Origin of the sequence: Microbacterium sp. I2, from assembly GCF_051364985.1 — a bacterium.
GTDB lineage: Bacteria > Actinomycetota > Actinomycetes > Actinomycetales > Microbacteriaceae > Microbacterium.
On the sequence record NZ_JBLWIH010000022.1, the window covers coordinates 175417 to 197295 of the forward strand.

General features: G+C 70.0%; 22 protein-coding genes. 9 read left to right on the top strand and 13 right to left on the bottom strand.

Translation table 11 applies throughout. The features are described from left to right. Window positions 1-29: 29 nt before the first annotated feature. Complete coding sequence (locus ACLKM7_RS16325; protein ID WP_436448216.1) at window positions 30-1475, bottom strand: DUF6421 family protein; 1446 nt, start codon at window positions 1473-1475, stop codon at window positions 30-32. An 80-nt stretch (window positions 1476-1555) separates the two neighbouring features. Between ACLKM7_RS16325 and ACLKM7_RS16330 the strand changes: the two genes are divergently transcribed. Together ACLKM7_RS16330 and ACLKM7_RS16335 are read left to right on the top strand one after the other, a co-directional pair. Beyond that, on the top strand, window positions 1556-2002 hold the full coding sequence (locus tag ACLKM7_RS16330) for an Lrp/AsnC family transcriptional regulator (protein ID WP_168912925.1): 447 nt from the start codon (window positions 1556-1558) through the stop codon (window positions 2000-2002). A 61-nt stretch (window positions 2003-2063) separates the two neighbouring features. Beyond that, the gene (locus ACLKM7_RS16335; RefSeq protein ID WP_436448217.1) at window positions 2064-3047 is read left to right on the top strand and encodes a diacylglycerol/lipid kinase family protein; all 984 of its coding nucleotides are present in this window, start codon (window positions 2064-2066) and stop codon (window positions 3045-3047) included. Between the two features lie 24 nt (window positions 3048-3071). On the opposite strand, the gene ACLKM7_RS16340 is transcribed toward ACLKM7_RS16335, so the two are convergent. From ACLKM7_RS16340 to ACLKM7_RS16380, 9 genes are all read right to left on the bottom strand, one after another. Continuing rightward, on the bottom strand, window positions 3072-4607 hold the full coding sequence (locus ACLKM7_RS16340; protein ID WP_436448218.1) for a CoA-acylating methylmalonate-semialdehyde dehydrogenase: 1536 nt from the start codon (window positions 4605-4607) through the stop codon (window positions 3072-3074). 40 nt (window positions 4608-4647) lie between these two features. Continuing rightward, window positions 4648-5982: an aspartate aminotransferase family protein gene (locus tag ACLKM7_RS16345; RefSeq protein ID WP_436448219.1), complete on the bottom strand. Its 1335-nt coding sequence runs from the start codon at window positions 5980-5982 to the stop codon at window positions 4648-4650. A 128-nt stretch (window positions 5983-6110) separates the two neighbouring features. Next, window positions 6111-7262 carry an ABC transporter substrate-binding protein gene (locus ACLKM7_RS16350; RefSeq protein WP_436448220.1) on the bottom strand — a complete coding sequence of 384 codons (1152 nt, stop codon included), beginning with the start codon at window positions 7260-7262 and terminating at the stop codon, window positions 6111-6113. Window positions 7263-7349: 87 nt separating this feature from the next. After that, window positions 7350-8198, bottom strand: coding sequence for an ABC transporter permease (locus ACLKM7_RS16355; RefSeq protein WP_436448221.1), 849 nt, complete (start codon window positions 8196-8198; stop codon window positions 7350-7352). After that, window positions 8195-9046 (bottom strand): ABC transporter ATP-binding protein, encoded by an 852-nt coding sequence (locus ACLKM7_RS16360; RefSeq protein WP_436448421.1) that lies wholly within the window; start codon window positions 9044-9046, stop codon window positions 8195-8197. Before ACLKM7_RS16360 ends, ACLKM7_RS16355 begins: the two co-directional genes overlap by 4 nt. After that, complete coding sequence (locus tag ACLKM7_RS16365) at window positions 9046-10005, bottom strand: ABC transporter permease (protein WP_436448222.1); 960 nt, start codon at window positions 10003-10005, stop codon at window positions 9046-9048. Before ACLKM7_RS16365 ends, ACLKM7_RS16360 begins: the two co-directional genes overlap by 1 nt. Continuing rightward, window positions 10002-11054 (bottom strand): TIGR03842 family LLM class F420-dependent oxidoreductase, encoded by a 1053-nt coding sequence (locus ACLKM7_RS16370; protein ID WP_436448223.1) that lies wholly within the window; start codon window positions 11052-11054, stop codon window positions 10002-10004. The genes ACLKM7_RS16365 and ACLKM7_RS16370 overlap by 4 nt, the downstream gene beginning before the upstream one ends. Before the next feature lie 10 nt (window positions 11055-11064). After that, window positions 11065-12498, bottom strand: coding sequence for a dihydropyrimidinase (gene hydA, locus ACLKM7_RS16375; RefSeq protein WP_436448224.1), 1434 nt, complete (start codon window positions 12496-12498; stop codon window positions 11065-11067). A 145-nt stretch (window positions 12499-12643) separates the two neighbouring features. Then, window positions 12644-13492, bottom strand: coding sequence for a nitrilase-related carbon-nitrogen hydrolase (locus tag ACLKM7_RS16380; RefSeq protein WP_436448225.1), 849 nt, complete (start codon window positions 13490-13492; stop codon window positions 12644-12646). Between the two features lie 236 nt (window positions 13493-13728). Between ACLKM7_RS16380 and ACLKM7_RS16385 the strand changes: the two genes are divergently transcribed. From ACLKM7_RS16385 to ACLKM7_RS16410, 6 genes are all read left to right on the top strand, one after another. Beyond that, the gene (locus ACLKM7_RS16385; protein ID WP_436448226.1) at window positions 13729-14925 is read left to right on the top strand and encodes a sensor histidine kinase; all 1197 of its coding nucleotides are present in this window, start codon (window positions 13729-13731) and stop codon (window positions 14923-14925) included. 142 nt (window positions 14926-15067) lie between these two features. After that, window positions 15068-15721: a response regulator gene (locus tag ACLKM7_RS16390; protein ID WP_436448227.1), complete on the top strand. Its 654-nt coding sequence runs from the start codon at window positions 15068-15070 to the stop codon at window positions 15719-15721. A gap of 17 nt (window positions 15722-15738) precedes the next feature. Then, window positions 15739-16146 (top strand): VOC family protein, encoded by a 408-nt coding sequence (locus ACLKM7_RS16395; RefSeq protein ID WP_436448229.1) that lies wholly within the window; start codon window positions 15739-15741, stop codon window positions 16144-16146. Window positions 16147-16250: 104 nt separating this feature from the next. Then, window positions 16251-17036, top strand: coding sequence for an ABC transporter ATP-binding protein (locus ACLKM7_RS16400; protein WP_436448230.1), 786 nt, complete (start codon window positions 16251-16253; stop codon window positions 17034-17036). A gap of 29 nt (window positions 17037-17065) precedes the next feature. After that, window positions 17066-18523, top strand: coding sequence for an FtsX-like permease family protein (locus tag ACLKM7_RS16405; protein ID WP_436448423.1), 1458 nt, complete (start codon window positions 17066-17068; stop codon window positions 18521-18523). 189 nt (window positions 18524-18712) lie between these two features. Then, the gene (locus ACLKM7_RS16410; RefSeq protein WP_436448231.1) at window positions 18713-19306 is read left to right on the top strand and encodes an NADPH-dependent FMN reductase; all 594 of its coding nucleotides are present in this window, start codon (window positions 18713-18715) and stop codon (window positions 19304-19306) included. Window positions 19307-19446: 140 nt separating this feature from the next. Here the strand turns inward: ACLKM7_RS16410 and ACLKM7_RS16415 are convergent, their stop codons facing one another. Continuing rightward, window positions 19447-19983: a hypothetical protein gene (locus ACLKM7_RS16415; RefSeq protein WP_436448232.1), complete on the bottom strand. Its 537-nt coding sequence runs from the start codon at window positions 19981-19983 to the stop codon at window positions 19447-19449. A gap of 168 nt (window positions 19984-20151) precedes the next feature. On the opposite strand from ACLKM7_RS16415, the gene ACLKM7_RS16420 reads away from it, so the two are divergent. Beyond that, window positions 20152-20799, top strand: coding sequence for a 2-phosphosulfolactate phosphatase (locus ACLKM7_RS16420; protein WP_436448233.1), 648 nt, complete (start codon window positions 20152-20154; stop codon window positions 20797-20799). A gap of 8 nt (window positions 20800-20807) precedes the next feature. Here the strand turns inward: ACLKM7_RS16420 and ACLKM7_RS16425 are convergent, their stop codons facing one another. Together ACLKM7_RS16425 and ACLKM7_RS16430 are read right to left on the bottom strand one after the other, a co-directional pair. Then, window positions 20808-21296 carry a SprT-like domain-containing protein gene (locus tag ACLKM7_RS16425; protein ID WP_436448234.1) on the bottom strand — a complete coding sequence of 163 codons (489 nt, stop codon included), beginning with the start codon at window positions 21294-21296 and terminating at the stop codon, window positions 20808-20810. 51 nt (window positions 21297-21347) lie between these two features. After that, window positions 21348-21875 (bottom strand): hypothetical protein, encoded by a 528-nt coding sequence (locus tag ACLKM7_RS16430; RefSeq protein WP_436448235.1) that lies wholly within the window; start codon window positions 21873-21875, stop codon window positions 21348-21350. Between the last annotated feature and the right edge of the window lie 4 nt (window positions 21876-21879).

Genomic DNA, 21879 nt, shown 5'->3' on the forward strand with positions numbered 1-21879 from the left:
GTGCACATGACCCCGAGGATCGACGGGCTTCAGGCATCCGCGCGCCCCGTGATGCCCGCCGTCGACTCGATGACCGGCTTCATCTTCTTCTCGAGCGCCTCGTAGAACATCGACAGCGGGAACTCGTCGTCCATGACCGCGTCGGTGTAGCCCTTCGGCGGGCCCGCGAGCACCTCATCGGCGAGCCCGCGCGCCCACGCCGAGGCGGGATTCGGCGTCAGAGTCGAGCGGACCAGCTCGTACGCCGCCAGCCAGTGCGCCTTCTTCGGGCGGTCGATCGAGCGCCAGTACAGCTCGTCGATCGCATCGGCGAGCGCGACCACCGCGGCGGGCACCTCGTCCCAGTCGAACGCGAGGGACGTGTCGGTCCAGTCCAGCACGCCGCGCTGGTGTAGCCACGCGAACAGCAGCTGACCGCCGAGCCCGTCGTAGTTGCGCACGCGCGATCCGGTGATCGCGAACCGGAAGATCCGGTCGAAGATCACCGCGTACTGCACGAGCGTCGCGTGCTCGAGCGTCTCGCGCTCGACCGCGGTCAGGTCGTCCCGCGCCGAGAGGCGCGCGGCGATCGCGACGCACTCGCGGAATGCCGTGAGGTCGCACCGCAGCTCCTCGAGCGAATACAGGAAGTACGGCATCCGCTGCTTGATCATGAACGGGTCGAACGGCAGGTCGCCGCGCATGTGGGTGCGGTCGTGGATGATGTCCCACATCACGAACGTCTTCTCGGTGAGCGCCTGGTCGTCGAGCATGCGCGTGGCGTCGGCGGGAAGCTCGAGCTTGGTGATCTCGGCCGCCGCGCGGACGACGCGGCGGTAGCGCGCGGCCTCGCGGTCCTGGAAGATCGCGCCCCACGTGAACGCGGGGATCTCGCGCATGGCCACCGTCTCGGGGAACAGGACGGCGGAGTTCGTGTCGTAGCCGGGCGTGAAGTCGAGGAACCGCAGCGACACGAACAGCCGGTTCGTGTACTCGGTCTCGAGCTGCGCGATGAACTCGGGCCAGATCACCTCGACGAGCACCGCCTCGACGAACCGGTTGGACGAGCCGTTCTGCGTGTACATCGGAAAGACGACGAGATGACGGATGCCGTCGATCCGGCGCTGCTGCGGCTGGAACGCCACGAGCGACTCGAGGAAGTCCGGCACGCCGAAGCCGCTGTCGGCCCAGCGGTCGAAGTCGCGGACGGATGCTTCGAGGTACGCGTCGTCGTGGGGGAAGAGCGGTCGCAGCTCGGCGATCGCCGCCGTGATCGCCGCGACGTGGTCTCGGGCGGCGGCGTGGGACGCGGCATCCGGAATCGATCCGTCCTGCACCTGCAAGGACTGCAGCGCCGTCGCCGCCGCCTTGAGCGACAGCCACGCCGGGTGGGTCTCGAGAGCGGCGTCCTCGACACCGGCGTCCTCGAGACCGGCGTCCTCGAGGACCTCGGGCTCTCCGACGATGGACTTCGCGTTGTGCGCGGTCATGGACATGGGAACCTCCGATCCACGAAGAAGTGAAGAAACAGGAACATTTCCGGCTAGAGCCGGATCTCACAGGTATTCTTCCACGTATGGAGGATGCTGTCGATCAACGGATCGTGCGCGAGGTCTCACTCAACGCCCGGGCTACGCTCGCCGAGCTCTCGGCCGCGGTCGGTCTGTCGGTCTCTGCCGTGCAGACACGGCTGCGGCGACTCGAGACGCGTGGCGTGATCACCGGCTACCGCGCCGCGGTGGATCCCGAGGCGGTCGGCAAGCCGCTGTCGGCCTTCATCGAGATCACGCCGCTGGATCCGGCGCAGCCCGACAACGCGCCCGAGCTGCTCGAGCACCTCGCCGAGATCGAGGCGTGCCACTCGATCGCGGGCGACGCGAGCTACATGCTCTTCGCGCGTGTGGCATCGCCGCGGCATCTCGAGTCGCTGATCCGCGACATCCGGCTCGCCGCGTCCGTCAACACCCGCACCACGGTCGTGCTGCAGACCTTCTACGAGAACCGGCCGATCCTGCCGGCCTGAGGTGCCGAGCGGTGGTGAGGCAAGACGGGCCGCGCAGGTGAGCCCGGGGTAGCCTCGGGCCATGCCGCCTACGCCCACAGTCCTCGCCGCCACCGGGCGCGGGCTCTTCATCGTGCGCAACGCGCAGTCGGGCACGGCGGTGATCCGCAGCGACCCTGCGGCGCTGTTCGCCGAGCGGCTGCCCGAGGCGGTCGTGCGCGAGCTCGGCGAGGACGACGACCTCGACACGATCGTCGAGGAGGTGATGGAGGCGGATGCTGCGCCCGATGTTCTGGGCGTGTACGGCGGCGACGGCTCGGTCTCGCGCATGGCGCAGCTCGCCCGGCGCTATGGACGGCCGCTGCTGGTGCTGCCGGGCGGCACGTTCAATCACTTCGCGGGGTCGGCCGGCCTCACCGATGTGGCGACCGCGATCGACGCCTTCCAAGCGGGGACCACGATCGAGGTCAGCGCGGTCGAGGTCAGCGCGGTCGAGGAGACCGCGGCTGACGGCACAGCGATCCTCGCGCTCAACGCGGTCTCGGTCGGCGCCTATCCCGAGCTCATCGACGAGCGCGAGCGGCATCGCCCCCGCCTCGGCAAGTGGCTCGGCGGCGTCGTCGCGGCGCAGCACGCCTTGCGCGAGGCCGAGCCGCTGGTCATCGTGCGCGACGGTCGCCGTGCCCGCGTGTGGTCGGTCTTCGTCGGGGTCGGTCGCAACGACCCGCGTCGCGTTGCCACCATGCAGCGCGCGCACCTCGAGGAGCCCGTGCTCGACGTGCGGATCCACCATGCCCGCGGCACCCGGCTGCGGGCGATCGCGTCGCTCGCGTTCGGCCGGCGCACCGCCGCCGTGCTGCGGGCGCTGCGCCTCATGCCGCCCCGGTCCGACGTGGAGCGCCTGGTCGTCTCGGAGTTCGAGCTGACGGTTCGCCCCGGGCCGGGGCATCCGTCGGTCTTCGTCCACGACGGCGAACTCGAGGAGGAACCGGGTGACGAGTTCAGGCTGCGCTGCGTCGCCGTCCCTCGCGCGGTGACGGTCTTCGTGCCACCGCGCGAGGCATGACCGCGGAGCGCGATCCGAAGCGCGTCACGTGTGCTGTGGGAAGCCCAGATTCAGGCCGCCGTGCGACGGGTCGAGCCAGCGCGAGATCACGGCCTTCTCGGCGGTGAAGAACTCGAACGCGTGAGGGCCATAGGCCTTGGTGTCACCGAAGTGCGAGGCCTTCCAGCCGCCGAACGAGTGATAGGCGACCGGCACCGGGATCGGCACGTTGATGCCGATCATGCCGACGGTGGCCTCGTGCTGGAAGCGCCGTGCGGCGCCGCCGTCGTTCGTGAAGATCGCCGTGCCGTTGCCGTACGGGCTGGAGTTGATGATGTCGAGGCCGTCCTCATAGCCCTCGACGCGCACGACCGAGAGCACCGGGCCGAACACCTCGTCGGCGTACACCGAGGAGGTCGTCGGAACGTTGTCGATGAGCGTCGGTCCGAGCCAGAAGCCGTTCGGGTCGCCGTCGATCTCGACATCCCGTCCGTCGACGACGACCGCGGCGCCGTCCGACGCGGCGACATCGATGTACGAGGTGACCTTGTCGCGGTGCTGTCCGGTGATGAGGGGTCCCATGTCGCAGCCGCGCATGCCGTCGCCGGTGCGGAGCGTCTTCATGCGCTCCGAGACCTTGCGCACGAACTCGTCCGCCACCGTGTCGACGGCGAGCACCACCGAGATGGCCATGCAGCGCTCGCCCGCCGAGCCGAAGCCGGCGTTGACGGCGGCGTCCGCGGCGAGGTCGAGGTCGGCATCCGGAAGCACCAGCATGTGGTTCTTCGCCCCGCCGAACGCCTGCACGCGCTTGCCGTGGGAGGTGGCCGTCTCGTACACGTACTTCGCGATCGGGGTGGAGCCCACGAACGAGATCGCGCGCACATCCGGGTGCTCCAGCAGCGCGTCCACGGATTCCTTGTCGCCGTGCACCACATTGAAGACACCGGCCGGCAGCCCCGCCTCGGTGAGCAGCGCCGCCATCCAGTTGGCAGCGGTCGGATCCTTCTCGGAGGGCTTGAGGATCACGGCGTTCCCGGCCGCGAGAGCGACCGAGAAGAACCACAGCGGAACCATGGCCGGGAAGTTGAAGGGGCTGATGATGCCCACGACGCCGAGCGGCTGCTTCACCGTGTAGACGTCGATGCCGCTCGACGCGTTCTCGGTATAGGCGCCCTTGGTGAGGTGGCCGACGCCGCACGCGAACTCGACGACCTCCATGCCCCGGGCGATCTCGCCCAGTGCGTCCGAGAGCACCTTGCCGTGCTCGGACGTGAGGATCTCGGCGAGCTCGTGCTTTCGCTGGTTCAGCAGCTCGCGGAACGCGAACATGACCGCCTGGCGCTTCGCGATGGAGGTGTCGCGCCACTGCGCCCATGCCCCGGTTGCGACGCGGACCGCGTGATCCACGTCTGCCGTCGAGGCGAACCGCACGTGCTTCTGCACGGTGCCGAGCGCGGGGTTGAAGACCTGTCCGGTGCGCTCGGATGCTCCGGCCCACGGTGCGCCGTCGACCCAGTGATCGAGGACCGAGGTCTCGGCATCCGCCGTGGGCGGGGCCACTGTCGTGGTGTCTGTCATGTCGTCTTCCTCCTTTGGAAGTCCCCCTCGTAAGGGGACATCAGACGAGATCCGCTTCGACGCTCGTCAGAGCTTCATCGTAGATCGACATCGCCTGATCCACCTCCCCGGCTGTGACCACGCAGGGCGGCACGACGTGGATGCGGTTCTCGGCGGTGAAGGGCAGCAGCCCGCGCGCGGTGAGCTCCTTCTTGAGCCGCCCGATCACGTCGGGACCGGCGGGCTCGCGGGTCTCACGGTCGGTGACCAGCTCCATCGCCCAGAAGACGCCCTCGCCGCGCACCTCCCCGATCAGGCGGTGGCCTTCGGCGAGCGTCCGCAGGCCGGGCCCGATCGCCTCTTCTCCGATACGGCGGGCGTTGTCGACGATGCCCTCGTCCTGCATCGCGTCGATCGAGGCGACGATGGATGCCGCAGCCAGCGGGTGCCCGGAATAGGTGAGTCCGCCGGGGAAGACCCGATCGTCGAACGTCTGGGAGATCGGGTCGGAGATGATCACGCCGCCGACCGGCACGTAGCCCGAGTTCACGCCCTTTGCGAAGGTGACGAGGTCGGGCACGACGTCGTGCCCGTCGAACGCGAACCAGCGGCCGGTGCGCCCGAAGCCGCACATGACCTCGTCCAGGATGAGGAGCAGGTCGTAGCGGTCGCACAGTTCCCGGACCCCGGCGAGGTAGCCGGGCGGCGGCACGAGGATGCCCGCCGTTCCCGGCACCGACTCGAGCAGGACCGCCGCGATCGTCGAAGGGCCCTCGGACTGGATCACGCGCTCCAGGTGGTGGAGCGCTCGCTCGCACTCCTCCTCGGGTGTCGTCGCCCAGAACTCGCTGCGGTACAGGTACGGCCCGAAGAAGTGCACGTGTCCGCGTGCGTACTGGTTAGGCATCCGTCGCCAATCGCCGGTCGCGACGATCGCCGCGCCGGTGTTGCCGTGATACGAGCGATACGTCGAGAGCACGGTGTCGCGGCCGGGGTTCTGACGAGAAGCGTGGAGCCTGGCCATGCGGATGGCGTTCTCGACGGCATCCGCTCCGCCGTTGGTGAAGAACACCTTGGCGAAACCATCCGGGGCCTTCGACAGGATGCGCTCCGCCGCCTCGCCGCGCTTGAGGTTCGCCGTCGCGGGACCGATCGTCGCGAGTTCGGCCGCCTGCGCCTGGATCGCCGCGACGACGGCCGGATGCTGGTGCCCGATGTTGACGTTCACGAGCTGACTGGCGAAGTCGAGCATGCGGTGGCCGGCGTGGTCCCACACCACCGTGCCCTGGCCGCCGGCGATCACCGGCAGGTCGAGGCCCGCCTGCGCCGACCACGAGTGGAAGACGTGATCCCTGTCCAGTTGCTTCGCACGGGCGTCGAGGTCGTCGGTCGTCATGGCGCACTCTCCTTCCGTGGCGCAGAGCTTTCGTATCGCTCTCCGCTACGTTCGTCGCTCGGCGACCGGGGGTCAACAGGCAACCCGGCCGCCGAGCGCTCGAAGCAGGACGGAACGTCCGACTCGCGTCAGTTTCCGCCTTCCTGGAGTTCGACCTCGATCGGCGTGAACCCGTCGCCGGTGAGGTCGACGCCGTCGGCCTCGAGTTCGTCGAGCGCCTGCTGGATGTACTCGTTCGACCACGCGCTGGGCGGCGGCTCCTCGGTGATCAGGTGGGCACCCGTCTCGTTGACGGCCGCCAGAGCGCCGTCCACGGTCTGCTGCCACGCGGCCTCGTCGATGATGCCGATGCCGTCGGGGGAGGGCCAGATCAGCTTGTTGATCTCGTTCATCATCCAGAGCTCGTGGCTCGGTCCCCACGCGGACCCGTTGGCGAGGGTGATCTCGGCGGCATCCTCCGGGTTGTCGCGCGCGAACATCCAGCCCTTGACCACGGCCTTGAGGAAGGCGACCGCCGTGTCGGCGTACTCTTCGTCGCTCTCGAGCCGCGCCGTGTCGGCCCAGATCGCATCCTGCAGCATCGCGCCGACGGTGTCTTCGTAGCTGATGACGTTGAAGTCCTCCGGCTGGTACAGCTCGCCGGTGTCGGGGTTCGTCGTCTCGAGCAGCTGCGCGTACTCGTTGTAGGTCATCGCCTGGGCCGCGTCGATGTCACCCTGCAGGAAGGCGTTCATGTTGAAGTCCTGCGTGATGATCTGGACGGTCGTGGAGTCGAGTCCCTCGGCGGCCATCGCCGCGAAGATCTCCCACTCGTTGCCGAACCCCCACGAGCCGATGGTCTTCCCTTCGAAGTCGGCGACGGACTCGATGCCGGAGTCCGCCCACGACACCTGGAGCGTGCCCGAGCGCTGGAAGATCTGCGCGATGTCGGTGAGGTTCGCGCCGGCCTCGATCGAGCCGAGCACCTTGGGGACCCACGCGATCGCGAAGTCGACGTCGCCGTTGGCCAGCGCATCCTGCGGCACGATGTCGCCACCGGACGGGATGATCTCGACCTCCAGTCCCTCCTCCTCGAAATAACCCTGATCGATCGCGGCGAAGTAGCCCGCGAACTGGGCCTGGGGCAGCCACTGGAGCTGCAGCTTCACCGGAGTGAGCTCGCCTGCCTCGGGATCGCCGCCCTCGGTCGGGGTGCCGCCGCCGGCGCATCCGGCCAGCAGGAGCGCGGCCGACAGGGTGAACGCGCCTGTCGCGAGCGCGCGGCGTGTGCTGTGTCTCATGTCGTTCCTTTCAGACCCCTCGCGGGGTTTCGCTGAGTGGTGCAGAGCCGGCCTCGCGGAACGAGGACGATGGAGGAGTGGCGCGTGTCATCCGGCGGTCCCGGATGGGATGCGGCGGAGCACGAGCCACTCGAGCAGCGCGGTGGCGAGGTAGAAGACGAGTCCGAGCGCGATCGCCGCGGCGACGTATGCCCACGCGCGGGCGTACGCGCTCGTCGCTGCCGAGGTCGCGATGAAGGTGCCCAGGCCCCCGCGCGGACCGCCGAAGTACTCCGCGACGAGGGCCGAGATGACGGCGAGCGAGCTTGCGATGCGGATGCCGGTCATGAGGTACGGCACCGCCGTGGGCAGCGTCACCGTGCGGAAGGCCTGGGCGCCGGAAGCGGCGTACACCCGCATCAGATCGCGGTGCACCGGCAGGGTCTGCCGCAGCCCTCGCAACGTGTTGAGGAACACCGGGACGAAGGCGGCGAGCGCGGCGATGGCCTGCCGGCCGAACTGGCTGTCGGCCCCGAACATCGAGTTCAGCACAGGAGCCAGCGCGACGATCGGAACGACGGCGAGCGACGCGACGATCGGCGCCGACATGCCGTCGATCGCGTGCCAGCGGGCGGCGAGCGCGGCGAGCAGGACCGCCAGGACCGTACCGACGACGAGCCCCACGAGCGCGTTCGCGCCGGTGACGAGCGTCGCCTGCAGGATGGCGGACGAGAACTCCACGAGCTGCTCGAGGATGGCGGCGGGGCTCGGCAGCAGGTAGTCCGAGACACCGACGACGCTGACCAGGAACTGCCACAGCGCGAGGCCCAAGAGCCCGACGGCGATCGGAGCAATGACCCGCAGGCGGCGTTCGGCCGCAGGGCTCCAGCCGGGCGCTGTCGGAGGAACCGGTCGCTGAGAACGCTCCGGCCGCCGAGCCTGCCGAACGGTCGTCATCGTCGCTCCCTGCCGCCACCTGTGACCGGGGCACCGTGCAGCGCCTCGCGCACCTCCGTCACGCGGGTGAAGAACGCCGGGGTCTCGCGCAGCGCATCGGAACGCGGAGCGTCCCTGCGGAATCCGGTCGAGATCACCGTCGTGATGCGGCCGGGGCGGGGCGACATCACCACGACGCGGTCCGACAGGAACACCGCCTCGGGGATCGAGTGCGTGACGAAGACGACCGCGGCGCCGGTCTCGACGGCGATGCGCGACAGCTCCGCCTGCATGCGTTCGCGGGTCATCTCATCGAGGGCTCCGAACGGCTCGTCCATCAGCAGCAGCCGCGGCTGCTCCGCAAGCGCGCGGGCGATGGCGACGCGTTGCTGCATGCCGCCGGAGAGCTGATCCGGATGCCGGTCCGCGAAGTCCGACAGACCCACGAGGTCGGCGAGTGCGGCCACACGGGCCCTGCGCTGCCCCGCCGGGACGCCGTGGAGCTCGAGCGGCACCGCGATATTGGCCGCCACCGTGCGCCAGGGGAGGAGCCCCGCCTGCTGGAACGCGATGCCGTAGTCCTGGTCGCGTCGGGCACGCGCTGCGGGCTTGCCGAACACCTCGATGGTGCCCGAGGTCGGGGTATCGAGGTCGGCGATCAGCCGCAGCAGCGTCGACTTGCCGCAGCCGGACGGGCCGATGAGCGAGACGAACTCGCCCTCGCGGACCGTCAGATCGATGCCCTCGAGCGCGGTCACGTCACCGGCCTTGGCCGGGAAGACCTTCGAGGCCGCGCGGACGGTCACCGCTGCGGTGCCCGTCGTCTCGGGGTTGCCGGACTCCGCGCCCTCGGCCTGTCGAAGTGTCATCACGCTGCCTCTCCTCGCCGGTAGTCCTTCAGGAACAGTCCGAGCAGCGCCACCGAGCCGGCGGCGACGAGCCCGAGCGCGATGGCGCCGAAGATCGGGCCCCACGCTTTGGCAGGGTCGCCGGATGCCTGCCCGGCGAACTGAATCAGCAGCCGCCCGATTCCTCCCTGCAGGCCCGTCGAGACCTCGGCCACCACCGCGCCGACGACGGCGTTGGCAGCGCCGAGTCGCAGCGCGGGGAGCAGGTACGGCACGGATGCGGGGAGTCGCAGCTTGATCAGCGTCGGCCAGTATCCGGCGGCGTACGTGTGCATGAGCTCGGTGTGGATGCGGTCGGGCGACTGCAGCCCGCGCAGCGCCCCGACGGCGATGGGGAAGAACGCGAGGTACGACGCGATCAGCGCCACCGACATCCAGTCCTGCCACTCGAACCCGCCGATCTCGATGCGCGAGCCCCAACTCTTGACGATGGGCGCGAAGGCGATCAGCGGCACGGTCTGGCTGAGGATGATCCAGGGCAGGAGCCCCCACTCGGCGAGGCGCCAGCGCTGCATGAGCAGGGCGAAGGCGAAGCCCACGATCATGCCGATGAGCCACCCCACCGCCGCGATGCCGAGCGTCGTGAGCGCACCGAGGGCGATGACGCCCCACAGCGGGGGAGACCCCTCCTGCCGGGTGACGGGCTCGAGCAGACGCCCGGCCATGTCCCACACGTGGGGCATGGCCAGGTCGGTCGGGCGCGGGAGGATGCGCACGCCCGCGACGAGCACGCCGTCCTCGGGCGCGAGGAGCTTGTACAGCTCCCACACGATCATGACCACCGCGACGCCGACGATGCCCCACAGCCACGGTGCATTCGAGCGGTGCGACCGCCGGCGCGGCGCCCGGGCCGGATGAGCGGGATCGCCCGGCGCGGGCGGCCGCCAGACGACGGGCTCGGCGGTCGAGGGTGCCGTCATGCCTTCGCCGTGACGTGAGCGGAGAGCGCCGGGATGACGGTCTCGCCGTAGACCCGCATCGTCTCTTCCTTGTTGTCGTGCTGCAGGTAGCCGGCGAACTGCGTGACGCCGAGCGCCCGCAGCTGCTCGAGCTTGGCGATGTGCTCGTCGGCGGTGCCGAGGATGCAGAACCGCTCCACGATCTCGTCGGGAACGAAGTCGACGTGGTCGTTCTCGGCTCGTCCGTGGGTGTTGTAGTCGTAGCCCTTCCGGCCCTCGATGTAGTCGGTGAGCGCGCCGGGGATCGCTCCGTCCTCCGAACCGGCGCCCGCTTGCGAACCGGCGCTGTGATGGCCGTACTTCGCCACGATGTCGGCGACGTGGTTGCCGACCATGCCGCCGAACCAGCGGCACTGGTCGCGCATGTGCTGCCAGTCCTGCCCGATGTACATCGGCGCGGCCACGCAGAAGGCGAGCGACTCGGGGTCGCGGCCGGCGGCGGCCGCGGCATCCTTCACCGTCTTGATCATCCACGCGGCGATGTCGACGTCCGCGAGCTGCAGGATGAAGCCGTCGCCGACCTCTCCCGCGAGCTTCAGCGCCATGGGACCGTAGGCCGCCACCCACACTTCCAGCTCTGAGCCGCGGCTCCATGGGAACTGCAGCGTCGCGCCGTTGTATTCGACGGGCCGAGAGTTGGCCAGCTCGCGAATGACGTGGATCGATTGCCGCAGCTCTGCGATCGTGGTGGGCTTGCCGTTGGTCACGCGCACGGCGGAGTCGCCGCGGCCGATGCCGCAGACGGTGCGGTTGCCGTACATCTCGTTGAGCGTGGCGAAGACGGATGCCGTGACCGTCCAGTCCCGCGTGGCCGGGTTCGTCACGAACGGGCCGACGGTGACGCGGTTGGTCTCGGCGAGGATCGCCGAGTGGATGACGTACGGCTCCTGCCACAGCAGGTGGGAGTCGAAGGTCCACACGTGGCTGAACCCGTGCGCCTCGGCCAGCTTCGCAAGTTGAACGGTGCGCGCGGCGGGCGGGTTGGTCTGCAGAACGACGCCGAAGTCCATGGGTTCTCCCTCAGATCAGGTATTGGCTCAGGCCGCGCTTGAGGAACCGGCCGTCGCCCTTGGCGCCGAGGTACTCGCCGTCGTCGACGATGACTTTGCCGCGCGAGACGACGGTGTCTACGTGCCCGTCGATCTCGAAGCCCTCCCATGCGGAGTGGTCCATGTTCATGTGATGGGATGCCGCCGAGATCGAGGTGTGCCCGTTCGGGTCGTAGACCACGACGTCGCCGTCGGCGCCGGGCTGGATCACGCCCTTCCTGCCGTAGATGCCGAACATCCGCGCGGGGGTGGTCGAAGTGAGCTCGACCCACCGCTCGAGTGTGATCTTGCCGGTCACGACGCCCTGGTACATGAGGTCCATGCGATGCTCGACCGACCCGATCCCGTTCGGGATCGCGCGGAAGTCGTCCAGGCCCAGGTCCTTCTGGCCCTTCATGCAGAACGGGCAGTGGTCGGTCGAGACCATCTGGATGTCGTTGGTGCGCAGCGCCTGCCACATGTGGTGCTGGTGGCCCTCCTTGTGGCTGCGCAGCGGCGTCGAGCACACCCACTTGGCGCCCTCGAACTGGCCCCACTCCTCGCTGAAGCCGCCGAGCTGCTCCTCGAGCGAGAGGTACAGGTACTGCGGGCAGGTCTCGCCGAACACGTTCCAGCCCTGGTCGCGCGCCCACGCGATCTGGTCCACGGCCTGCTTCGCGCTGACGTGCACCGTGTACAGCGGTGCCCCGGTCAGGTTCGCGAGCATGATCGCGCGGTGCGTGGCCTCCTCCTCCATCTGCCAGGCGCGAGCGATGCCGTGGTAGTACGGCGCCTTCTTGCCGGCCTCGGCGAGCTGCGCGGCGAGGACGTCGATCGCGGGCCCGTTCTCGGCGTGCATCATCGTGAGCAGCCCGGTCTCGGCCGAGACCTGCATCGCCTTGAGCACCTGGGCGTCGTCGGAGTAGAAGACTCCCGGGTAGGCCATGAAGAGCTTGAAGCTCGAGATGCCCTCATCGAGCAGGCCGCGCATCGCGGCGAGCGAGTCGTCGTCGACTCCGCCGACGATCTGGTGGAAGCCGTAGTCGATCGCGCAGTTGCCTCGCGCCTTCTCGTGCCAGGCGGCGAGGCCGTCCTGCACGCGCTCGCCGTAGCGCTGCACCGCGAAGTCGATGACCGACGTCGTGCCGCCCCATGCGGCGGCGCGCGTGCCCGTCTCGAAGGTGTCGGACGCGTTGGTGCCGCCGAACGGCAGCTCCATGTGCGTGTGGGCGTCGATGCCGCCGGGGATCACGTACTTGCCGGAAGCGTCGACGACGGTGTCGACCGAGGCTGCGACATCCGTCCCCAGAAGCTGCGAGCCCGGCGCGAGCACGGCGGCGATCGTCTCGCCGTCGATGAGCACGTCCGCTTCGCCGCGCCCGGTCGCCGAGACGACGGTTCCGCCCTTGATGAGTGTGGTGGTCACGATGACTCTCCCTGTTTCTCGGTCCGCTGCGCGGTACGGGCCGCGGCGGCGCATGCCCCCGGCGGCCTCCTTCGTCGGTCGCCTCCCGCCAGACCCGATGCCAGCGCCGCCGCAGCCCGCACCGCTCCGCTCACGTGCATCGAGATCACGGCTTCGCGATCCGGGTATAGGAGTCGGGGCGGCGGTCACGGTAGAACTGCCAGTCGTCGCGCATCTCGCGCACCATCTCGAGGTCGAGGTCGCGGACGAGCAGCTCCTCGTGCTCGCCGGATCCGCGCTCGCCGACGAAGTTGCCGCGCGGGTCGATGACCTGGCTCGTGCCGTAGAAGTCGACGGCGAGGTCGCCGTACTCGTTGTCCTCCCGTCCGACGCGGTTCGGCTGCAGCACGAAGTAGCCGTTGGCGACGGCCGCGGCGGGACCCTCGACCTCCCACAGCCGGTTCGACAGGCCGGGCTTGGTGGCGTTGGGATTGAACACGATGTGGGCGTCGGCGAGGCCGAGTTCGCGCCATCCCTCCGGGAAGTGCCGGTCGTAGCAGATGTACATGCCGACGCGTCCGACGGCCGTGTCGAACACCGGATAGCCGAGGTTGCCGGGACGGAAGTAGAACTTCTCCCAGAACCTGTCGAGGTGCGGCAGATGGTGCTTGCGGTACTTGCCGAGGATCGTGCCGTCGGCGTCCACGAGCACCGAGGTGTTGTAGTACACCCCGGTCTCGGCTTCCTCGTAGATGGGCAGCACGATCACGACGCCGAGCTCCTTCGCGAGGGCCGCGAACCGCTGCACGATCGGTCCGTCGGCCGGCTCGGCGAAGCGGTAGTACTTCTTGTCCTGCGTGATCCCGAAGTACGGGCCGTAGAACAGCTCCTGGAAGCACACGACCTGCGCGCCTTGCGCGGCGGCATCCCGCGCGAAGCCCTCGTGCTTGTCGAGCATCGACTCCTTGTCGCCGGTCCAGGTGGTCTGTGAAATGGCCGCGCGTACCGTGGTCATGGTTCTCCGTCCGTCCTTGGCTGGGTCCCTCGGGGTGGAGCCTTCGGTTCGGATCGATGGAGCAGCCCGTTCTCTGATCCTGTCGATCCGACGTTTCCCGTCGGTTTCGCCCTGTGACGCGACAGTAAAGCCTGCGGCCCCGAGAGGCAATGGTCGGCTCGGCAGACCTTTAGCGGCCGGACCGGATACATCGCGAGACGGATGCCGCGGCATCCGGTCTCGCGTACCGTGAAACGGTGTTCCGCCGCCTGAAGCCCTACCAGCTCGTCGTCGACGTCGGGCTCGCGGTGGTCTTCCTCCTCATCGCATGGCCGGTCGAGACCGTGCTCGTCGCCGGAGCATCCGGCCTGGGCAGCCCCGCCTTCGTCTTGCCGGCGCTGGCCGCGTTCGTGATCGCCGCGCTGTTCAGCGGGGCCCTCGCGGTGCGACGGATATCTCCCGCGCTGGCTCTCGCGCTCGCCTGGGCAGGGGCACTGCTGCAGGTGGGGCTCGGCCGCCCGCCCAGCTTCTCGGACGTCGCCATCTTCGGTGTGTTGTATACGACGGCCGCCTACGGCTCCCGGTGGGTGTCGCGAGCGGGGCTCGCCTCGGCGCTGCTGGGTGCCGTCGTGATCGCGGTGTACCTCACGACCGGACCGTTGAACGTGGGCGGCGGGCTGTCGTGGGAGACCCTGCCGTCCGCGCTGTCGCTGCTGGTCGCCGCAGCCTTCGCGCTGGGGCTGTCGTGGACGGTCGGAGCGCTCGTGCGCACCGCCGTGCGGGCGCGCGAGAACCGCCGAGCGCAGGAGACGGCCGAGGCCGAGGCGTACGCCGAGCAGGAGCGCGTGCGCATCGCCCGCGACATGCACGACGTCGTGGCGCATTCCCTCACGGTCGTGATCGCGCAGGCCAACGGCGCGCGCTATGCGGCCGCCTCCGATCCGACGGCCGCGGCGACGGCCCTCGAGACGATCTCGAGCACCGCCGGCGCCGCTCTCGCCGATGTGCGGCTGCTGCTCACGCAGCTGCGGCACAGTCAGAGCGACGGACCGCAGCCGACGCTCGCCGACCTCGAGGGGCTCTACGCCCAGGTGCGTGCCGCCGGCGTGCCGCTGCGGGTGGACGTCGATCCGGTGCCGCCGGGCACGCCGCCCGCGGCAGCCCAGCTCGCGGTCTACCGCATCCTGCAGGAGGCTCTCACGAATGCGCTGCGCCACGGCGCCCCCGGCGGACCGGTCGATGTGCGGCTGTCGTGGTTCCCGGACCGCGTCGAGGTCGCCGTCCGGAACGGTCTCGCCGAACGCCCGCAGAGCGGTTCCGACCCGGTCCGCGGCCACGGCATCATCGGCATGCGCGAGCGGGCTCAGCTGGCCGGTGGCCGGCTCGAGGCCGGCGCCGACCCCGGCGGGTCGTTCATCGTCTCGGCCGTCATCCCGATCGGAGGGGGCGCATGATCCGCGTCGTGCTCAATGTGGGCGCCGGCACCGGGTGCACAGAATCGGAGGTTCTCGCCGACACGCCGGCGCGCCGCATCCGTTCCCGGCGTGTGGTCCAGAACCTCCGACGCTGTGCATCGCTCCCGATCGGAGGGGCGGCATGATCCGAGTCGCCCTCGTCGACGACCAGGCGCTGTTCCGCGCCGGCATCCGCATGCTGGTCGACTCTCAGCCCGACCTGGAGGTCGTGGCCGAGGCGTCCGACGGTCGCGAAGCGCTCGCCGCGGTACGCACGAGCCGTCCCGACGTGGTGCTGATGGACATCCGGATGCCGGTCATGGACGGCCTGGCCGCAACCGCCGAGCTGCTCACCGACCCCCAGGTGCCGGGAGCGCAGGCGCCGCGCATCGTGATGCTCACCACGTTCGACCTCGACGAAGCGGCCGCCCGGGCGATCCGGCAAGGGGCGAGCGGGTTCCTGCTGAAGGACGCCGACCCAGAGTTCCTGCTCGCGGCGATCCGCACCGTGCATGCGGGTTCGGCCGTGATCGCGGCATCCGCCACTCGCGAGCTGTTCGAGAGATTCACGGATGCCGCACCCCGGCCGGTTCCGCCGGCCTATGCCGACCTGACCGAGCGGGAGCGCGAGATCTTCGCGCTGGCCGCGCGTGGCCTGTCCAACGCCGAGATCGCCGCGCGGGAGTTCCTCTCCGAGGCCACGGTGAAGACCCACATCAGCCGGATCCTCACCAAGCTCTCGCTGCGCGACCGGGTGCAGCTGGTGGTCTTCGCCTTCGAACACGGTCTGGCGTAGCAGGGCACAATCGGGGCATGGAACTGCAGCTGAGCATGGTCGTGCTGGAAGTGGCCGACATCGACGCGTCGCTCCGCTTCTACCGGCGCCTGGGGCTGGATATGCCCGACCCGGTCGCCGGTGGCACCGTCGTGGCGCACCGGATGGGCAGCGGCGTCACGCTGCTGCTGACGACCGCGTTCGCGTCGCGCTACGACCCGACCTGGGCGCCGCCCTCGGGTGGCGGCTACTCGCAGATGCTCGAGTTCTACGTCGGCGGCGACGACGTGGTCGACAGCACGTGGGCCGACCTCGTCGGGGCGGGCTACACGGGGCGCATGCCGCCCACTCGCACGGTCGGCCCGTACGCCGCCCTCGTCGAAGACCCGGACGGCAACGTGGTCCTGCTGACCTCCGACGAGGCTGCCTCGCCCGACGCGGCCTGACCCCGAGCCGGGAACGGGCGACGCGAGGATCATCCTTGCGATGTATGCGGGATGGCCCGCCAGGCCGACGCGGTGCGCGTGCGCCGGTTCGTAGCGTCGAAGGCATGGAGATTTCATCGACCGACCTGGGCCTGGCGGCCCGGGTGCAGCAGCTCACCAAGACCTACGGCACCGGCGAGAGCACGGTGCGCGCGCTCGACGGCGTGAGCGTCGGCATCCGTCGCGGCGAGTTCACCGCGATCATGGGGCCGTCGGGCTCGGGCAAGTCCACGCTCATGCACATCATGGCGGGCCTCGATGCTCCGACCGCCGGCCGCGCGTGGATCGGCGACACCGACATCACGGGGCTGTCAGACCTCGAGCTCACGATCCTGCGCCGCCGCCGCGTCGGCTTCGTCTTCCAGGCGTTCAACCTGGTGCCGACGCTCGACGCGATCGGCAACATCCTGCTGCCGTTCGACCTCGACGGCCGGCGGCCCACGGCGCTCGAACGGTCGCGCATCGACGGCCTCGTCGAGACCCTCGGGCTGACCGCGCGTCTGGGTCACCGCCCGCACCAGCTCTCGGGCGGTCAGCAGCAGCGCGTCGCGATCGCTCGCGCCCTCGCCACAGCCCCGGACCTCGTGTTCGCCGACGAGCCCACCGGCAACCTCGACTCCCGCAGCGGCCGCGAGGTGCTGGGGCTCCTCGCCACCGCGAGCCGGGAGCACGGCCAGTCCATCGCGATGGTCACCCACGACGCGGTCGCCGCGTCGCACGCCGACCGCGTGCTGTTCCTCGGCGACGGCCGCATCGTCGCCGACAAGCCGCGCCAGAGTCCCGAAGAGATCGCGGCCTACATGCTGGCTTCCGAGCTCGGCTCCGCACCGGCTGTGGCGGTGGCGTCGTGAGCGCGGTCGTGGAGAGAACGGGCGAACGGATGCCGTCGGCCGCGGCATCCGGAACGCCCTCGTCGTCCCAATCGGCGCCGCTGAGCTGGCTCCGCGAGCGGGGCATGGGGGCGAGCATCCTCGTCGCCGGGATCTCGAGCGCCTTCGGTGCGGTGCTGCTGAGCGCCACCGGCTACATCGCCGCGGTCATGCGCGCCGATCCCTACATCGGCGACAGCGGCACGCTCGCGGTCGTCCTCGCGATCATGTCGGTGATCCTGGTCGGAGTCGCGGTGTACGTCGCGTCGATCGTGACGGCCAACACGTTCGCGACCGTCGTCGCCGGACGCACGCGCCGCATCGCGCTCATGCGCCTCATCGGCGCGTCGGCGCGTTCGCAGCGCTCCGAGATCGCCCGCCAGGGCCTCGCGGTCGGCGTCATCGGCGCCGCTGTCGGCCTGGTCGCCGGCACGCTGCTCTCGTGGGCGGGCGTGCTCCTGGCCGAAGCGGCGCTCGCCGTCGAGGGCGTGGAGTATGCCGTCGTGCAGCCGGTGCTGATCATCCCCGCGGTCGTGGTGGCGCTCACGACGTGGGCTGCGGCCTGGGCGGGTTCGCGCCGTGTGCTGACCGTCACGCCGCTGCAGGCGCTCGGCGGCTCGGTCGAGGCATCCCACGACGCGTTCGCCGGGCGTCGCGGCCGCAACGGCGTCGCGATCACGCTCTTCGCGATCGGCGGTGCGCTGCTGGCGGCGGGGATCGCGCTCGGATTGATCACGCCGCTGGGCGTGATCGTGGCGTTCTTCGGTGGCATCTTCTCGTTCACCGGGCTCGCTCTCGGCGCGACGCTCGTCATGCCGCCGGTGCTGCGGCTCGTGGGCAGGGCGTTCGGCCGTTCGGCGACCGCGCGGCTGGCGGCTGAGAACGCGCTGCGCTATCCGGAGCGGTCGAGCCGCATGGCGATCGGCGTGGTGATGGGCGTCACCTTGGTCACGATGTTCGCCGTCGCGCTCGAGACCGTGAAGGTCGTGATCGCGGCCTCGGCGGGCGGCGAGATCGAGCCCGAGTTCGCCGCGATCATCGATGCCTTCGCGGCCATCATGATGGGCCTCGTTGCGGTGTCCGCCGTGATCGCGGCCGTCGGGCTGGTGAACCTCCTGACGATCGGCGTCGTGCAGCGCCGCCGCGAACTGGGCCTGCTCCGTGCGCTGGGCGTCTCGACCGGGCAGGTGCGCCGCATGGTGCTGCTCGAGGCCGCGCACATCACGATCGCCGCGACCGCGACCGGCCTCGTGCTCGGCATCGCGTACGGCTGGGCGGGAGCTCAGTCGCTGCTCGGGGCGGTGGCCATCCCGCCGTCGTTCTCGGCGCCCACGTTCGTGGCTCCTGCCGTGCCGTGGCTTCCGGTCGCGATCATCGTCGTGGCCACCGCGGTGCTGACGCTCGTGGCCGCCGTGGTGCCCACGCGGCTCGCCACCCGCGTGGTGCCGGTCGAGGCGCTCGCCGACTGAGGTTGAGAAACCATGTGCAGGTTGAGAAACCGTGTGGAGGTTGGGAAACCGCGCGCGGTGTGGTTTCTCAACCCGCGTGTGGTTTCCAAACCCCGAGCACGCGGGACTTGCCCGGAACCCCGCTTTCCCATTCGCCACCGCCGCGCAAGGGGGATGCGGATCCGGTCGGCCGAGCGCAGGCTGGGCATCATGGAGATCGAGATCATGCAGCATGAACCGCCGTACCGCGTGGGCGTCATCGTGGGCAGCCTCTCGCGCGAGTCCATCAACCGCCGCCTTGCCGAGGCGCTGAAACGGGTCGCGCCGCCGGAGTTCGAGTTCTTCGAGATCTCGTACGCCGATCTGCCCATCTACAATCGCGACGCGGACGCCGACTATCCACAGGTCGCGTTGGACTTCAAGGATGCGGTGCGCTCCGCCGATGCCTTGGTGTTCGTGACCCCCGAGTACAACCGCTCGATCCCGGGGGCATTGAAGAACGCCATCGACTGGGGAAGCCGGCCCTACGGTGACAACGCGTGGTCCGACAAGCCCACAGCCGTCATCGGCGCCTCATCCGGTCAGATCGGCACCGCGGTCGGACAGCAGTCGCTGCGCGGTACGCTCAGCTACCTCAACACCCGGCAGATGACCGCGCCCGAAGCGTACATCCACTTCACGCCGGGGCTGATCGAGGCCGACGGCACGGTCACAGTCTCGTCGACCGAGGACTTCCTGCGCACCTTCATGAGGCAGTTCCTCGACTACACGGCACGCGTGCTGACGGTGATCCCGCAAGACTGAGGCCCGTGGAGGATCTCCTGTGGGCTCGAGTGCGGGCTGACGGCTCCGGCAGCCGTCATGGCGACGCCGGGCGCACCATGCGGATCTCGTGTGCCCCGCCCAGGCACCCGTCGTCCTAGGGGGCGCCGTCGACGACGACCTCAGGCGCCGGCACCGTCAGCGTCATGAGGTGCGGGGTCGCGCGGCTCCGGGTCGTGGGCCCACGTCGGCGCCAGCGCGCGGATTCGGGCGCCGCGCCACTGCCACATGCTCCACAGCACGGGCCACAGCGCGGGCGCGGTCGGCCCGCCGATGACGAGCCGGTCGCGCCACAGCGTCTTGGCTGGGGCGCCCGGAGCGGGGGAGACGGCCATCTGGTGATCCCACACGTCGAGGCTCGCGAGCGGACCCGTGAGCGGGATGCCGCTGTCACGGAAGATGCGCACCGGACCGTCGGGGCCGGGCACGGTGCGTTCGCTCGCGTGGATGAGCTGCCGGCCCATCGGCAGCGCGCCGAACGCCGACAGCTGGACCGGGATGTCGTCGCCCGGGCTCCACGCCGTGGGAAGCCCGTTCGGCACGAGGGGTTCCAGATCGAGCAGGGGACCGTAGAGCTCGGCCACCGCACGAGGCGAGTGCACCGCCCGCCAAGCCGCGTCGGCGTCGCAGTCGATCACGAACTTCAACAGGATCCGCATGCTCCAGTCTCGCACCGCCCCCGCGGGGGGACGCCCCCTTGCCCCGTCGGCCTCCGTCGAGTACGCGCGTCTCGGGGAGTACGTACAGTCCCGACGGCGACGAGGTGTGGTCTCGGCGAGTACGTGCGGGCTCGAGGAGCGACCGGGGCGCCGATCTACGCTGGACGGATGCCCCTCGCAGAGAACCCCTTCGATCAGCGCCGGTACCAGGTCCGCTTCGAGTGGGGCGCGGCGGGGCTGGCCAGGCTCGCCCCCGCCGACGTCGTCGTGGTGGTCGACATGCTGCGGTTCTCCACGGCGGTGACGAATTCCGTCGCTCGTGGCGAGACCGTGCCGCTGGGCGACGCCGCCCACGCCGTGTCGCTCAACGGCGCGGCGGTCGCTGCGGCGGCCGCAGCATCCGGATCCCTCGTCGTGTTGGGTTGCCTGCGGAATGCGCGCGCCGTCGCCGAGGCCGTGCTCGCCGAGCAGCAGCGGCGTGGCGAGCGCACCAGCATCGCGGTGATCGCCGCGGGCGAGCTCACGGGGCGCGACCCGGGATCGCCGCTGCGGTTCGCTGTGGAGGATCAGCTCGGCGCCGGCGCGATCATCGACGCGCTGGGTGTGCTCGGCATCGACCACACGTCGCCAGAGGCAGCGGCGGCATGCGAGTCCTTCCACGGCCTCCGCGGCGCGGTGCGGCACCTGCTCACCGCGAGCGGCTCCGGGCAAGAGCTCGTGGCCCTCGGCCGGCGAGACGAGGTGCTCGCAGCCGCCGAGCTGGATGCGGAGACCGCTGTCGCGGTGCTCCGCGAGGGCGCCTTCGTCGCGTCCTGACGCTCGCGCTACCGCGGAGTCATCGCGGCGAGGCGCGCGGCGGGCGTGATCTCACGACGGGTCCAGGTGAAGAGGTAGCGCTCGTCGAACACCCGCGCGCACTTCGCGCACGACGTCGGGCGCACAGCCTTGCGGTGGCGGTACGCGACGTGCCCGGACGGGCAGACCCCGATCCAGGGCGCGAGTTCGGTCGCCGTTTCGCCGCCGTGCGTCGTGCCGCCGACGTATCCCAGCTCGCGCGCGACGGCCTTCCACCGCGGGCCATGACCGGCTCCCGCTCCCGCGAGGGCATGTGCCACCTCGTGCAGCAGCGTCTGGTGGTTCGTGTCGTCGTCGTAGCGCGCGGCGAGGTACCGCGACACGCTGATGCGCTTGTGCGTGTAGTCGCACAGTCCCGCGCGGCGCTTGGCGTTGTCGAAGGCGAACGTCCAGGAGGAGTCGAGATGGGCGTCGATCAGGGCCTCGGCCCAGTGGCGCACGCGATGCAGTTCCGACATGGGCGACAGGCTAGAACGTATCTACGACACTCGAGCGGCGAACGGCCACCGTCAGCTGGCGACGGATGCCGCAGCCCGGCGCCGGTCCGCGGCGTCGATCGCGAGCAGCGTGGACTCGAGCTGATCCTCGGTCGCACCGGACTCCTGGCGGAGGAACAGCGCGCGCTTGAAATCTTTGCGGGCGGACTCGAAGTCGCCGTCGTCGAAGTTGACCTTGCCGCGGTGCTGGTACGCGAAGGCGGCGATGCTCGCCCAGCCCTGTCCTTCCGCCTCCTCGGCGCACGTCGTCAGCTCCTGCTCGGCCGCGGCGTACGCGCCGCGCGACTGCAGCACGGTGGCGTGGAGGATGCGTGCCCGCAGCAGGTCCTTGCGCGTTCCTGCCATGCGCGCGACCCGCACGGACTGCTCCGAGATCACGAGCGCGTCCTCGCTGCGGTCGAGCACCTTCAGCAGCCATACCCGCTCGAGGAGCGCCGGCAGGCTGCGCTGGTCGCCGATCTCGTCGAGCCGCTCCTTGCACTGCCGCGAGTCGACCTTCTCACGAAGGGTGTCGGGGTCGAATCCCTTGATGTAGCTCACGAAG